Annotated in this window: 12 protein-coding genes; 6 read left to right on the top strand and 6 right to left on the bottom strand. The window is 33.8% G+C overall.

Annotated elements, in window-relative coordinates; translation table 11 throughout:
• Positions 1–54 precede the first annotated feature (54 nt).
• From fabI to MHI39_RS17540, 6 genes are all read left to right on the top strand, one after another.
• Positions 55–837 carry an enoyl-ACP reductase FabI gene (gene fabI, locus MHI39_RS17565; protein WP_212942385.1) on the top strand — a complete coding sequence of 261 codons (783 nt, stop codon included), beginning with the start codon at positions 55–57 and terminating at the stop codon, positions 835–837.
• A 255-nt stretch (positions 838–1,092) separates the two neighbouring features.
• Positions 1,093–2,568, top strand: coding sequence for an NTTRR-F1 domain (locus MHI39_RS17560; RefSeq protein ID WP_342539854.1), 1,476 nt, complete (start codon positions 1,093–1,095; stop codon positions 2,566–2,568).
• Positions 2,569–2,726: 158 nt separating this feature from the next.
• A complete protein-coding gene (locus MHI39_RS17555) occupies positions 2,727–4,016 on the top strand; it encodes a nucleotide sugar dehydrogenase (protein ID WP_242598124.1) in 1,290 nt (429 codons plus the stop codon).
• A gap of 79 nt (positions 4,017–4,095) precedes the next feature.
• Positions 4,096–4,833, top strand: coding sequence for a hypothetical protein (locus MHI39_RS17550; RefSeq protein ID WP_342539853.1), 738 nt, complete (start codon positions 4,096–4,098; stop codon positions 4,831–4,833).
• Positions 4,833–5,033, top strand: coding sequence for a hypothetical protein (locus MHI39_RS17545; RefSeq protein ID WP_212942381.1), 201 nt, complete (start codon positions 4,833–4,835; stop codon positions 5,031–5,033). Before MHI39_RS17550 ends, MHI39_RS17545 begins: the two co-directional genes overlap by 1 nt.
• 274 nt (positions 5,034–5,307) lie before the next feature.
• Positions 5,308–6,300, top strand: coding sequence for a DUF4855 domain-containing protein (locus MHI39_RS17540; RefSeq protein WP_342539852.1), 993 nt, complete (start codon positions 5,308–5,310; stop codon positions 6,298–6,300).
• Between the two features lie 88 nt (positions 6,301–6,388).
• On the opposite strand, the gene MHI39_RS17535 is transcribed toward MHI39_RS17540, so the two are convergent.
• From MHI39_RS17535 to MHI39_RS17510, 6 genes are all read right to left on the bottom strand, one after another.
• A protein-coding gene (locus MHI39_RS17535; protein ID WP_342539851.1) for an IS3 family transposase occupies positions 6,389–7,713 on the bottom strand; the annotation gives its coding sequence in 2 pieces (ribosomal slippage) (positions 6,389–7,335 and positions 7,335–7,713; 1,326 coding nt in all).
• Positions 7,714–8,036: 323 nt separating this feature from the next.
• Complete coding sequence (locus MHI39_RS17530; protein ID WP_212942379.1) at positions 8,037–9,020, bottom strand: glycosyltransferase family 4 protein; 984 nt, start codon at positions 9,018–9,020, stop codon at positions 8,037–8,039.
• Positions 9,017–9,964 carry an NAD-dependent epimerase/dehydratase family protein gene (locus tag MHI39_RS17525; RefSeq protein WP_212942378.1) on the bottom strand — a complete coding sequence of 316 codons (948 nt, stop codon included), beginning with the start codon at positions 9,962–9,964 and terminating at the stop codon, positions 9,017–9,019. Before MHI39_RS17525 ends, MHI39_RS17530 begins: the two co-directional genes overlap by 4 nt.
• Positions 9,961–11,043 carry a Gfo/Idh/MocA family oxidoreductase gene (locus MHI39_RS17520; RefSeq protein WP_342539850.1) on the bottom strand — a complete coding sequence of 361 codons (1,083 nt, stop codon included), beginning with the start codon at positions 11,041–11,043 and terminating at the stop codon, positions 9,961–9,963. The genes MHI39_RS17525 and MHI39_RS17520 overlap by 4 nt, the downstream gene beginning before the upstream one ends.
• Positions 11,033–12,148, bottom strand: a complete 1,116-nt coding sequence (locus tag MHI39_RS17515) for a DegT/DnrJ/EryC1/StrS family aminotransferase (RefSeq protein ID WP_342539849.1) — start codon at positions 12,146–12,148, stop codon at positions 11,033–11,035. Before MHI39_RS17515 ends, MHI39_RS17520 begins: the two co-directional genes overlap by 11 nt.
• A 235-nt stretch (positions 12,149–12,383) precedes the next feature.
• Complete coding sequence (locus MHI39_RS17510) at positions 12,384–13,478, bottom strand: glycosyltransferase family 2 protein (protein ID WP_278890282.1); 1,095 nt, start codon at positions 13,476–13,478, stop codon at positions 12,384–12,386.
• Positions 13,479–13,682 lie beyond the last annotated feature (204 nt).

The following is a 13,682-nucleotide window of genomic DNA, read 5'->3' as shown; positions in this document are numbered from 1 at the left end:
AAAAAGTAACAAATATAATTGTACTTATACATAAACGAGGAGGAATATTCAAAGATGAATCTTTCTTTACAAGGAAAAACATATGTAGTGATGGGTGTAGCTAATAAACGAAGTATTGCATGGGGAATTGCACGTTCCTTACATGAGGCTGGTGCACGATTAATTTTTACTTACGGACGAGAACGTACGGAGAAAAGTGTTCGTCAGCTTGTCGAATCATTAGAAACAACAGACTCAATTATTTTACAGTGTGATGTAACAAGTGATGAACAAATTCATTCTTGCTTTAGCAAAATTAAGGAAGAAGTTGGTACGATTCATGGAATTGCTCACTGTGTGGCCTTTGCTAATAAAGAGGAGCTAAGCGGTGAATTTTTAAATGTTACACGTGAAGGCTTCCTTCTTGCACAAAATATTAGTTCTTATTCACTTTCTGCTGTGGCAAAGGAAGTGAAGAATTTAGAGTTAATGTCTGAAGGTGGAAGTTTTGTTACGTTGTCCTATTTAGGAGGAGAACGGGTGATGACGAACTACAATGTTATGGGTGTGGCAAAAGCTTCACTAGAAGCTAGTGTGAAGTATTTAGCAAGTGATCTTGGAAAATATGGAATACGTGTTAATTCTATATCAGCAGGACCAATTCGTACGTTATCTGCTAAAGGGGTTAGTGACTTTAACACCATTTTAAAAGAGGTTGAAGAGAAAGCTCCTTTACGTCGTGTAACGACACAGGAAGAAGTAGGGGATACAGCTGTGTTCCTATTCAGTGAGATGTCTCGTGGTATTACTGGTGAAAATATTCACGTGGACTCTGGGTATCATATTATTGGGTATTAATGAATCTCAAAATAAAAAAACGGGGTAGTCTGAGTTTATCAATAGACTATCCCGTTTTTTTGTATGTTTCAGGCTTAACACCTATTTTTGTATTTTTCGACAACTGTACCTTACGGGCAAGGTCTAATATTTATATAATACATTAACCCGACAGATAAGGAGGTAAAGTTTGATTATTAGAACAAATCTTGATGTATTTCAAAAGAATATAGAACATTCTGGAATTGGATTATACAGTTATCGGAGGAATTCATTTTGAAAATTTTAGCACTAATGACCTTTGATATATTCAGGTTTTCACTTGGAGCAGCACTCGAAAATTTAGGTCATGAGGTAAGATATTTAGGGGAATTTGATGCTAGTGATCTTGAGAAGGAAATACTTGATTTTAAACCAGATATGGTAATCGATATGGGATGGGATGTTTGGCAGCAAGATAAATATCAAGATGGAGAACTTGAGTCTATTCGTGACGTGATAAAAAAATATCAATTATTTCATTTATATTTTGCCGAAGAGGATTGGCTCCATTTTGAACGATGGTCAAAACGTTATTGTAAAATTATGCAACCATCCTTTGTACTAACTAGAAGTCCATTAACCATTCGTGGATATGAAGAAATGGGTATTCCAGCCACCTTTTTTGATGTTGGTACCAATCCAGATTTTCATAAACCATCTGCTTTTAATCCTGAATTTGCATGTGATGTAGCTGTTGTCGGTACGGGTAATTTTACAATCGGAGAGATACGCTATAAGAGTGTAAATGATTTAGTCGTGCCATTAATAGATACAGATTTTGATGTGAAAATATGGGGAAGAGATTGGGACGTATTAGATTGGTGTTATTTAAATAAGAAGATACCTGAACACATGCTTAAAGGAAAACTACCATTCACGGAAACTCCTTCTGTTTTTAGCTCCGCAAAAATTTGTATTAGTTTACAAACCTGTAATGATCAACTTAGCAGTCGCACACTAGATATATTATCCTCAGGAGGATTTTTGTTAACTTCCAATACAAAGGCTGTTCGAGAGAAACTTCTTCCTGGTGTGAATTGCGCCGTTACTAATTCACGTGAAGAAACACTAGAATTAGTTTCCTATTATTTGCAAAATGAGCAAGAAAGAATACAAATCGCTAGAGAAGGTCATAAAACTGCAATTGAGAAATTTTCCTATCAAAAATCACTTTCCACCGTTTGGCCAGAAATTGAGAGGGAATGGGCAAGAAACCAACCACTTCAATTAAGATCATCCTTACAAAATTTAATAAAGAATGGGGATTTTAAAGAACCACTGGAACTAGATTGGGTTACTCATCAGGCAGAATTAGTAGAAGATAAGGGATATAAAGGTTCTGGAAGTATTAGGTTTATGGATGGAGAGGAAAATGCATTTATTCAACAGAAAGTTACCGTTGCACCTTATAAGAACTACCTTTTATCCGCTTGGTTGGCTAAAGAAGGGGAAAAGGTTGGAGCACCTATAAATATAATCATTTATTATTATACAAAAAATCATGAAATTATAGAAATTGGTTTATATACGTCCCTTTTCTCAACTGACATGAGTGATGTATCCGAAAATAAATGGTTTGGTTTTCGTGCAGTAACATTAAATGTACCGGAAAATGCGGATTATGCGCAAATTTTAATAAATAAGCTTCCTCACAAGGATAGTGCACCTGTTCTTCTTTCATTATGTGAATTAAGGGAAATTGTTTTATAAGTGTAATATGAGGAGCCTATTAACATACAAAATGATTATTTTTTCGGCATGAAAACCTAACTTCAACTACTATTTATCGAAAAATAGTGTCTTGTACCTTTCGAAATAATTATACGAAACATAATTTGTAAAAGAACATTTCAGAAAGGGGCAACAAAGTGATAAAAGACAAAACACAAAAAATAGCAGTGATCGGTTTAGGATTTGTAGGGCTTCCATTAACGATGCTTTTAGTTGAAAAAGGTTATAAAGTCATTGGTATTGATATTGATAAGAAAAAGATTGAATCCATTAGAAATAGCAAAAGTTATATTTCAGATATAAGTGATGATAGCTTAAAAAATGCAAATCAGTCTAAACGATTTTTGGTCACTACAAATAATGACGAGATCAAAAATGTGGACACAGTCATCATTTGCGTACCAACTCCATTAAATGGTGATAAGTCACCCAATTTGGATTATGTAGTAAGCGCAGCAGAATCAATTCAGAAAAGGATTCAAAAAGGTCAATTAATTGTTTTAGAAAGCTCAACATTTCCTGGAACGACAAGAGAAATCGTTCAACCAATTCTTGAGAAAAGTGGCTTACAAGCAGGTAAAGATTTTCATCTTGCCTATTCTCCAGAAAGAGTAGATCCTGGAAATCAGCATTTTGGTATTGAAAATACACCTAAAGTAGTGGGTGGCATTACTGAAACATGTAAAAGTGTTGCAGTTGAACTCTATTCACATATCTATAATGATGTGGTACCTGTCTCTTCATCAGAGGTTGCAGAGTTTACGAAACTATTAGAAAATACTTATCGATTTGTCAATATTTCTTTTATTAATGAAATGGCAATGCTATGCAATGAATTGGGCATTAATTTATGGGAGGTTATTGAAGCTGCAAGTACAAAACCTTACGGATATCATCCGTTTTATCCAGGTCCTGGTGTAAGCGGCCATTGTATTCCAGTTGATCCCCTCTATTTACAGTATATTATTCAGCAAAAAGGATTAAATAGTCAGTTTATACATTTATCAGATCAGATGAATAAAGAAATCGTTGATTATATCGTTAAGCTTACATTTAAAATAGCAAAGAAAGAGAATCCTACTATTCTTATTTATGGGGTCACTTATAAAAAGGATATTAGTGATGTAAGAGATTCCAGAGCCATCGATATTTTTAAGGAACTATTAGTACAAGGGGCACAAGTTGATTATCATGATCCCTTTGTTCCGGAAGTAAATATTAGCGGGAAAAGAATAAAAGGTACTGTGATTAATCCACAAATGATAAGTAAATATGATGTGGTTCTTATTTTAACAGATCATACACAAATTCCTGCAGAAGCAATTGCTCAACATGCAAAAGCGATTTTTGATACAAGAGCTGTGTATAAAGACGTCGATCTATTAAAAGGAAAAATTAAGCAGTTAGGAAATGGGTTATTTGTATGAGTCGATTAGCATAAAAGTACAATTTGCTACACTGTTAGTTTAATATGAAAAATTATCTTTGAAAGTGGGATATTTGTAAATGGAGAAAATTACAGTGTTGAAAAATACTTCGAAAATGATTCAAAAAGAAATGAAAAGAGTTACGAATCAAATTTCCAGTAATTTGTCTCTTGGTTTAAGTTCACTGCCAATAAAAATATCAAGGGAAAAGGAAATAGAAAATACTTTAAATATTCAAATTAGTAAACCAAAACCTCCAGATTTTCTAAGAAAAAACATTGAAGTGTTAACAGAAATCATCGATCAAAAAATACAAGAGAATTCGATCTTAATGGAAGAGTTACTTTACGGAAAGAAAACACAAATGAAAGACCCAGAGAATGAACAGGAAAAAAAAGAGGTTGTAAAACCTGCAGTTAAAAGCAATTTAAGCTTAGTGAATTTAAGCGAAAAGCAACAGGATGAGGCAAATAAGAAAATTAATGTAGAAGCTACCTCTGAGCCAAAAACTAGTACTAAAAGTGATTCAAACTTGGTGAATATAAACAAACCGCAACAGGATAAGGTAAATAAGAAAATGAATGTAGAAACTGCATCTCATCCAAAAACTAGTACTAAAAGAAATTCAAACTTAGTGAATTTAAGCGAACGGCTGCACGATTTGGTAAACAAAAACATTCATGTGGAAACAGCATCTGAGACAATAACTGGTACATTATTAGAGGTTAAAGAGGATTATATTATTGTCGGGTATACAATATTAATACCACTCAATCAAATAATAGGAATATCAGAAATAGTGGAGGAGGAAATCTAATGGCTGAAGCTTATTTTAAGGATGAGTTGGCTAGTTATATTGGATCAGATATCGAATTAGGGATGCAATCTGAAATGACCGATGGCCTATTAGAAGAAGTTAATAATAATGGTGTGAGAATTGCTAGATGGATAAACTATGGTTCGAAAATAAATAATGACATCGCATATGATACGATTCATTATGTACGCATTCTATAAAATGCTATAGCTCTTTGATTGTTTTACTAGTAAGAGAATGATTCCACTCGCAATGCATATCTAATGTGCCATAGCCATTTTTTACATTGAATATTGTATTGTGGTGGAAGTCTTTTTTGATTTTTTCGGTCCCTTTTGTTTCTTTATAGTGAAGGCAATAATTATATAGCATGTAATCTTTATAATAATTGGACTCTCTACCATTGGACAAAGCACGGTTCAATTATTAGATATAAATGCTATATATAGCTAAAGAAAAGGAGTTAAAGAAAATATGTCCAATATGTCTACTGGCTATATGACAGCCGAACAACATTCTATCACCAATCATATATGTGTGTTACCTGTAGGGGATTTTTTAAATAAGGAAATGGGGAACTGGTCGACAGAGGAATTGAAGTATTGCCAATACTATTTCGAAAATGGCCAACCACTTGATACATTTTTCCGTTCATATATATTTGATCCCATTCGCATAAGAGATGATTATTATATCCATGCTATGCACACAGGACTAGGTAAACAAGCGAGAATTAGTGATTGGATGTTAGTGACTGATCATTTATTTGATGAAAATGTTAATCTTCATGCATTAGCACAGAATACAAATGAAGGAGAAGTTAATGAAGTTTGGGTTACCATTCCTTACCCCCATCCCCTTCAAGAAAACTTTGGTACAGTATTAGAAGAGAAATTAGATTTTACAAATGATGAAGATCGCTTAAAAGCCATTAAGTGGTGGATTGAATGCTTCCTCATACGTTGGCAGAAGGAAGAAGGGCTACATCAGAAGTTAGCTTTTAAAGGATTTGTTTGGCAGAGAAGTTCGATAAATACAGGAGATGAACAAATTGTAAAGGACACGAATGATTATATTCACCAAAAAGGATATCTGACATTGTGGTTATTTAATTTCGGTTCACCAGGATGTGCACAATGGGATACTTTAAACTTTGATGCGGCTTGTGCTAATCCTAACTATTATGGTAATACAGAAGTTGACACTAATTGGATAAAAAACACAACCGTTTTTTCACAATATTATCATACAGGGATCCAAATAAGTTTTGGGACTGGGATGTTATTTAATAATACTCATCTATATGATTATCTCAATTTTGGTGTAAGTGAAGGATATATGATGAATAGTCTAATTGCTTTTCAATTTCCAAACCAAACGTTGAAAAAAATTTATCTGAACCATCCTGATGAGTATAAAAATATGTACTTATTTACTAAAAAACAATATGAACCTATTCAGCAATAATAGATTATTTATGAAAAAAAGCAACCTATTAAAATAGTTTGAACTGCGCCCTAAATTTCGGACAGTTTAATAAAAGTAACCCTGCTATTTAAGCAGCGATTAGATGACTTCGGTATTCTGCCGGAGTCATCTTTTTTAAATTCCATTGTCTTCTTGATGCATTATAGAAAATCATATATTGATTAACTAATTGTTTTAGTTCTTCAAATGTATGAACTTCTTTATAGTCCATTTCATCTTTCATATGTCCAAAGAAGGATTCCATTGGTGCATTATCGATACAGTTCCCTCTACGTGACATAGATTGTTTCAAATTCATCTGTTTCACCCTTTTTTGAAATTCTGGATGCGTGTAATGGAAACCTTGATCAGAGTGTATCATGGCTTCTGGATGTACATTTTTCCCTAATTTCTCTTCTAATTTTGCTAGAGTATTGTAAACAATCGACATTTTCAATGTTTGTGATAATTCATATGCCACTATTTCACGTGTAGCGACATCCTTAACACAGGATAGATAGGCTGTTTTTCCTCGATACTTTAAATAGGTAATGTCAGTTAAAAATACTTTTTCCGGCTCGTCTTGTGTAAATTCACGGTTTAATCTATTTGGTAATGTCTTATGTTCTTGAGTAGCTTTTGCAATATTTTTATATGGGTTTGCACGTCGCACTTTCGCAAAGAAATTATACTTGCGCATTAGACGGCGTATTTTCTTTGGGTTCATTGGGTTTTCAAGTAATTCACATACTTTCATATAAAGTCCACGATAGCCAACTTTCCCTTTGAATGCATCATAGATGCACTTTAAAAAGAGATAATCCTCATAATCATTGTTCTCACGAATGGCATGTTTTTCAGTATTCTGCAGCCATGCATAATAACCACTGCGACTAACATGTGCGACAGTACATAGCTCAGAGACACTATTGATTAGTTGATATTTACGAATTACTTCATTGATGACTGCGTATTTTTCATGTGGAGCTACTTGTGTTTCTTCGCCTTCCTTTCGAGTTCCTCTAGCTTTTTTAGTAATTCAATTTCAGCTTCGAGATAACGAATACGAGCCTCTGCTTTTTCTAGCTTCTTATCAGCGGATAACTCACTAGTTGTTGGTCTTCCCGTACTTCCTTTTCCTCGACGTTCTTCCAAAAAACCATTTTCTCCATATTGATTAAAAGTATTTCTCCAACGCTTCAAAGCTGATTTAGCTTTTTTAGGGCCAATCATTTCAAGATCAAACCCATTTTCTATAAAGATTTGAGTAGGTCCTTTCCCAGCTAAGTTCTCATTTACTGCTTTAATTTTAAATTCAGGTGTATATTGAATCGCTCGATCAGATACTGAAGCAACATTGGGATTGGCTTCTAATAGTTGACGTTGATGTTCATTAAAATAGATTTTACTCATAAGATAACTCCCGTTCAAATTAATTATGTTAAGTATAACGGGCTTTTCCCATAGAAAAAACCCCGAATAGGGCACTTTTTTTTAAGTGTCTACTATTCGGGGTTCAGTTCAGTTTTATTTAATAGGTTGCTTTTTATTTTTTTGATTTAATCTCATTTGTTAAACATTTAAGTAATGTTATAACTATATAAATAAGTTGGAGAATGAGGAGCTCATCAATACACTAAAGAAAAAGATCTGCAAACTTCTTAAGAGCATTGAATCCTTAATTAGGGAGAAAAGTTGTCAGTAGATCCTTCAACAAACTATCTTAAAACAGCTTATTATAATTGTGAATAAATAGACAGGAGCTGATCAGCAACAGCGTGGTGTCCATGCACACGTATTGCATATTCTCTTCCAAGAATACCTACATTTAAACGTAACATCGGATTATCAAGTAATAATTTAATTTGATTATATAAATTATCGGGATTGGCATTTACAATTGGCAATACACTTGGAAATTTTGTAATGAGATCCGGACGAATATATGTGATGACAGGTTTTCCGAGTGCCATCGATTCCACACTCAATAGACCGTATGAGCCACATAATACTTGATCAACAATAATATCGGCTTTTTCATATAGCTTAATAACTTCATCATGATTCATTTTTTCTATTCTTTGGTAGTCAAAAGTATGTGTTTTTCGTAATTCCGCTAGAGTATTCTCGATATAGGTGGTGCCTTTGAAATCAGGATTAGTTGGTGCATGTAAAATTAAAGGTTTATCTTTATCCACTTTTGGAAAATGAGGATAGAACTTACTGATATCGATGGCAATGGGTACGACATGAACTTTTTCATAATAGTCTTTGACATAATCATATACCTCATAATCCTGAACAATTGCATGTTTAATATACTTAGATATTTTTGTTAAATTTTCGTGCATAACTTCATTTGGAGGAGAGTCACCTGTATATGCATATGGATTATTTACTTTAGCAAGGTCATGGAATCTAACATCATTCCCCCAGTGATGCATAATCATTTTTTTTCGCTTTGACTGTAAATAAGGAAGATCCTCATGATTTTCATGTAGTGTTGTATTGTAATGGAAATGAAAGATATCAAACGAATTAATAATATCCTCTTGATTTGCTTTAATTTGATTTAAGTCTGTATTAACTAAGTGGTCTTTATACCCTAAGTATGAATGAAATGTATTATAACCTACAGAGTAATGCCCTTTTGCTTTGAGAGCATCACTCAATATTCCCATTTGTCCAGCTATTTCAACAATTCCATGAAAAATATTCACGGGGTTTCACCTCTATTCAGCCAGGCATAGGTTTTAGTCAAACCAGTAACAAGATCATTTTTACAACTCCAACCATAGCTTTTAAGTAGAGTATTATCTAGGCAGCGTCTTTGAACAATGTCCACGCTTCTTTTTGGTTGGAAATTTAATCTGACATTTGTTAATCCGGTAATGGTTGTAATATTTTTAGCTAATTCTAAAATACTTGTTTCCTTTTTTGTACCAACATTAAATACGCGCCCAATCATTTGGTCATTAGATGCAGCTAAAAGGATGGCATCCAGAGCATCATCGATATACGTGAAATCTCGAGTCTGTTTTCCATCATCATAGATGGTTAATGGTGCATCATTGCCTGCCTCTTCAAAAAATTTAGCTACAACACCACAATAAGGATTACTAATTAGTTGACCTGGCCCATAAACATTGGATAAACGGAGGATTGTAGTTGGTAATTGATACATATGATGGTAAACTTGACAATAATGTTCGGTTGAAAATTTACTTGCTGAATAAGGTAACTTGATATTGTAGTAAGATTCCGGAGTAGGTAACATACTTGCATCGCCATATACAGATGCGGTGGAAGTATAGATAAATCTTTTTAGCTTGGGGGATAATTCCTGAGATTTTTGCAGAAGAAGCCAGCCCCCATAAAGATTAGTATCAAAATCCTCCTTCACATTGTTATAGGATAATACTAGATTTTTACAAGCTAAATGAAATATAAAGTCTACTTTTGGAAGAATTTTATTTAGAATAGCTTCATTTGTGATGCTTTCATGATAAAAAGTGATTTTTGGATCTTTGGGAACGGAAGAAATGTTACCAGTAGAAAGATCATCAATGATATAGATGGAATCAGATAAAGGAAGTAATTTTTTAACTAATTGTGACCCTAAAAAACCAGCTCCACCAGTGACTAGAACATGACCAAAATTCATTTTGCACTTCCACCTCCATCGGATTTCATCGTTGCTGTTGAAAAAGAATGAATAGGGAGATCGATGGGTAAATGATTTAAATATGATTGATAAATGGCAAAGATGGTTTCGATAGCTTTTTTTCCTTCATTCCCATCAACAAGGAGTTGCTCCAAAGATTGAATGGATTGAATCACGTTTTCATACATGTATTCCTCTTCATTATGATCCTTTAGTAATTGTTCTAATTCATCAATATCCACCTCTTCACCTTCGATATACCACCGGCTTATTTTATTTAATGAAGGTCCTTCCAAAGACATACAACCTTTTTCACCGAAGATGGATAACTGATAACCGAGATTATTTGGTTGGGTAACTACATTTGCTTCAATTAATCCTTTTGTTCCATTTGTAAAAGTTAAAATTCCTAATGCAATATCTTCAGTTTCTTTCATCCTGGTAAAGGAGGAAATGTCTCCATAAACAGTTTTTACATCCCCTAAAAACCACTGTAATAAATCAATCATATGAATCCCTTGGTTAAGGAGCATCCCTCCGTCTTGTTTCCAATCTCCACGCCATGGAGCTTCTTGATAATATTCAGGGGAACGATTAATCCGTATTGAAGCCACCCCTAAATAAGGAGTACCGATTCGTCCTTCATCAATCACCTGTTTAATCCGCTTCATGATCGGTTTAAAGCGCATTTGATGGCAAATACAAAGTTTTAAATGATTGACCTTGGCGAGCTGAATTAGTTCATCAGCTTCTTTTAAAGATAAGGTCATGGGTTTTTCAAGAATGACATGTTTTCCGGCGATTAATGCGATTTTAGCCATTTCTGCATGTAAGCCAGAAAGAGTGGAAATAATCACAGCATCTACTTCATTATATTCTAGTAAATCACTATAATTCTCGAACATTTGAAGGGAGTGATTTTTATTTGATTGAGTCTGATATTTTTTTATTGCAATATTCATTCGATCTTTATTAAGATCACTAACCGCCACAAGTTTTGCTTCAGGACAATTAGCTAACGCTTCTATATGACGGTCAGATATATAGCCGCAGCCGATTAATCCAAAATTAACAACCATCTTGATTGTCCACCTCATTTAATAGTATAGAAATCACCTGATCCTGATCTTTTTCAGATAGAAAAGGGGACATTGGTAATGCGAATAGTGTTTCTGAAAGACCTTCAGCTATAGGGAAATCTCCCTTTTTGTATGATAAGTTGGAGTATACCTCCTGCAAATGAAGACATAGTGGATAGTAAATGCCTGAATGTATATCATGATTTTGTAATGTTTGAAGTATTTTTTCACGTAATGTAGATCCAACACAATACAGGTGGAAAATATGGGAACGATTTTCTTTTATTTTCGGAAGTTTGAACAGATTGGAATTTCCAAGCCCCTTGTTATAACGAGCTGCTAAGTCATTTCGTTTTTCATTCCATTCATCAATTTTATCTAATAGGACTAATAAAATAGCTGCATGTATTTCATCTAGTCGACTATTATATCCAATCGAATTATGAAAGTATTTTTGCGTTGTTCCATGTGTGCGAAGATTGCGTAGCTTAGAAGCGAGATTGAGATCGGATGTAGTTATAATGCCACCATCACCCACAGTACCTAAATTTTTGGTCGGGAAAAATGAAAAGCATGCAGCATCTCCTATAGAACCTACAGGTTGATTCTTATAGGTCGCTCCAAAAGCTTGACAAGCATCTTCAATGACGATTAATTGATGTTTTTTCGCAATTTTTTTGATTTCATCCATATCAGCTGGTTGACCGAATAAGTGAATAGGTATAATGGCTTTAGTTGCTGAAGTTATTTTATCTTCAATTTTTAAAGGATCCAATGTATATGATTCCGGTTCAACATCTACAAATACAGGGGTAGCTCCTACACGTGAGACTGCTTCCGCACTAGCAAAGAAAGTAAATGGAGAAGTGATGACTTCATCTCCAGGGCCAATACCATATGCATCCAATGTAAGAACAAGGGCATCGGTTCCGTTAGCTACAGCAACAGCGTCTAATGTTCCAAGTTTCTTCGCTATTTTTCTCTCGAGTTCATCTACTTTGGGTCCTAACACATATTGACCACTTTCTAATACCTTTTCTATCTCTTTTAAAATTTCATGTTTTACTGAAAGGAATTGTTCTTTTAGTTCTATTAATTGAATCATGTTGTTCCTCCTAACTTTATTTCCTGTCATCAACATAATTTATGTTCAGAAAGGTTGTAGTGTAACGGCAGCTACACATACAATCATTAAGTCTAGTAGTAATTGTTTGTAATTCAACATTTTCATTGATACCGTTTTTCCAATGAAAGTTTTATTGAAGGGACATATATAATATTAGCGAGGAAAGGCTTTTAATCTTCTATCATACAAAAAACTACCATTTAATGGCAGTTTTTCATGTAGGATTTTTTTTATTCATATTTAATTTGTCTTCTAGTAATTTCTTATTGTGAAGAATTCTTTCATCGTTTGGACGATAAGAATAAGCTTTTTCATTGTGTTCATATGAATTCTGAAAATCTCCTAAATTATAATAGCAAACGCACATTTGTAAATGTGGATACCAAGTATAATAGGCAGGATACGTGAAGCTCCATTGATTGGTATCGGCTTCACTTTGCGCAGCTATTGAATACCAATAAATCGCATTCTTATATTCTCGCTTACGTTGGAAATTGTAACCGATTCGGCTACAGGCCTCTGGACGGGGTGTTTTGGAATACACAAATGATTGAAATAGGCTCTTTAGCTCATTATCTAAATCTCCAAGAAAGCGATAGCAATCAGCCTTATTAATACATGCGTATACTTTATCTTCAATCCATCCTTCTTTTATAGACAAGTTTTGATCATAGCTTTCAATTGCCTTTTCATAATGACCATTTTCTCTAAGTTCATTTCCATAATAAAAATAATCTCTTGCCGAAAAAGTATCGCCACGATCAATTTTTGTTTGATATATATTTAAATTACGTCCTGTTGAATGACTGATTTTTTTGTGTTTAATTGCAATATCAGAATTAATAATCTTTCCATAAACTTCGAGGTAGTTATGGCAATCGCCTTTCCATAGAAAATTTCTTGATCGTTTAACTAAACGATTTCTCCGATAACGCAAGGTAACATTTCCGTACTCGTCAGTACCTGCATCATAAAACATTGAAACAGAATCCACAGAAGGGTCCAAGGATTCTTTTAATTCCTTTAGCTTTTTCTGGTCTTCCTCAAGCAATACATCATCCGCGTCTATATAGAAAATATAGTCTTTTGTAGCGTGTCTAAAAGACTCGTTTCTAGCGTCTGCAAAGTTTCCCGTCCACTCAAAGAAATAAACACGATCTGTATATTCTTTTGCTATTTCCACTGTTCGATCAGTTGAGCCTGTATCAACGATATTAATTTCATCAACAATATCTTTTACAGTTTCTAAACACCGAGCTAGGACCTCTTCTTCATTTTTTACAATCATACATAAGCTAATTGTTACCAAATAAAAGCACACTCCTTTATTACACATTATTTTTTGCACGGATTGTGTTGCATTTTATATCTTTTACATTTAACTTTACTGCTTCTAAATCTTATATGGTTTGAAATTTTATAGAAGTTAACTAAAAAAAATTTACATTGGTATATTTTATATCGCTACCTTATTAATTTACTCAATGCGATCATTTTTGCTTGTATATAAACC

The sequence above is a fragment of the Heyndrickxia sp. FSL K6-6286 genome (assembly GCF_038630395.1).
GTDB lineage: Bacteria > Bacillota > Bacilli > Bacillales > Bacillaceae_C > Heyndrickxia > Heyndrickxia oleronia.
This window is presented reverse-complemented; position numbering and strand designations above follow the sequence as displayed.